Origin of the sequence: Vreelandella halophila (genome assembly GCF_019903425.1) — a bacterium.
Taxonomy (GTDB): Bacteria; Pseudomonadota; Gammaproteobacteria; order Pseudomonadales; family Oleiphilaceae; genus Halospina; species Halospina halophila.
The window spans coordinates 1-1,635 of record NZ_JACHUZ010000001.1; the positions used below are offsets into that span (position 1 = coordinate 1).

Here is a 1,635-nt window from a genome sequence, read left to right on the forward strand (position 1 = left end):
CCGGTGTCTGTCAACGTAGATGTCGCGTTTAAGTCATCAGCTCTTTAACAATTGACCGCCGTTTCCGGATTCAGAGTCACTGATTCCGGCAAGCTGAGTTTTCGAATATCACCGGACCAGCGGCGCGGGTTTTCAGCTTTCGCAGCCTCGATAACCCGTTGACGCTGGAACAGGATCTGGTCAGCTTCGCCGTTATGGCGCTGCTGTGGTGTCACGTAATTCAGGGCGCTGTGGCGATGCTCGGTGTTGTACCAACGCACGAACGCCAACACCCAGTCCCGGGCCTGTTCGATTGTTGTGAAGCCGTTTGTCGGAAACCCCGGGCGGAACTTCAGCGTTTTGAACAGCGACTCCGAGTAGGCATTGTCATTGCTCACTCTGGGGCGGCTTTTCGAGGGCGTAATGCCCAAGTCGTACAGTTTCTCCAGGAAGGTCGACGCCTTCATGGGGCTGCCATTGTCCGAGTGCAGCACCAGTGGTTTGTCCTTCGTTGCCAGATGCTCACGCCAGTACGCCTTTTCGATGAACTCACTGGCCAGCTCTCCGGTTTCGCTGTCGTAGACCTCATGGCCAACGATCTTGCGGCTGTACACATCCAGCATCAGGTACAGGTAGAACCAGGTGCCTCTGGCCGGGCCCGGTAACCATGAGATATCCCACGACCACAGTTGGTTTGGTTGTGTCGCCTTGTGTGTGGTCGCTTGGCGCCTGCTCTCAGGTGCTTTCTGTCGGCCTCTGGGGTGCACCTGATCGTACTCACGCAGAACCCGATAGAACGTTGACTCCGAGGCCAGGTAGCGTCCCTGATCCAGCTGATCGGCCACGATAAACGCCGGCGGGCAGCTTCGATATTCTTTCTGATTGCACAGCGATACCACGGCCTGGCGCTCCTGGTTCGTCAGTTTATTGCTCGGCGCCGCTCTGGGCACCAATGGCCTCTGGTCCGCTTTGACACCCTTGTCAGTCGTCCAGCGCTGATAAGTGCGTACAGTCAGGTTCAGCAAGGCACAAGCCTTCTCCAGCCGGGCTCCGCTACTCTGCGCTTGTTCAATCAGAGTAATGGCCTGCTGGCGATCCGGGAGGCTGGTCATTCGTCCTCGTCTTTGGGGCCCCAGATCGCCTCGGCTTTTTTTGACAGCGTCAGCAGAGCCGCCGTTTCCGCAAGCGCCTTGTCCTTGCGTCGCAATTCCGACTCAAGTTTTTTGGTTCGTTTCTTCTCGGCTTTGGTCGCTTGCCGGTTCCTTTTGGCCTGCTCATCAGACTGGGCATTAGCCCCCGCACAGGCGGCTTTCCAGGCCTCGATCTGCTCCGGGTACAGACCGTGTTTGCGGCAATATTCACCGAGCTCCGCCTCCGTCATTGGGGCGGTCTCCAGCACAATGCGGAACTTCTCTTCGCTACTCCACTTCTCGGGGGTGGCTGAGTTCGATGGCAAAACGGCACCTTGCTCTCTGGCGGCTTTACGCCAATTGTACAAGGTTACCGTACTGATGCCTTCCTGGCTGGCCAACTCGGCCACAGTCAAGCTGCGCGGTGGCGCCATCTTCTGGAGGATGGCTTCCTTACGTTCCGGTGAATAATGGGGCATGGTTGTCCTCTGAAATCATCAGGCGACAACTACCTTGACGCATAGGG

The 1,635-nt window shown here is 57.3% G+C and carries 1 protein-coding gene; it reads right to left on the reverse strand.

What is annotated here, in order from left to right; genetic code table 11:
• Window positions 1-44: 44 nt before the first annotated feature.
• Window positions 45-1,588, reverse strand: a protein-coding gene (locus H4I92_RS00005) for an IS3 family transposase (RefSeq protein ID WP_143512552.1) whose coding sequence is annotated in 2 segments (ribosomal slippage) — window positions 45-1,117 and window positions 1,117-1,588 — 1,545 coding nt in all. Because the reading frame shifts where the segments join, the coding sequence is not laid out codon by codon here.
• Between the last annotated feature and the right edge of the window lie 47 nt (window positions 1,589-1,635).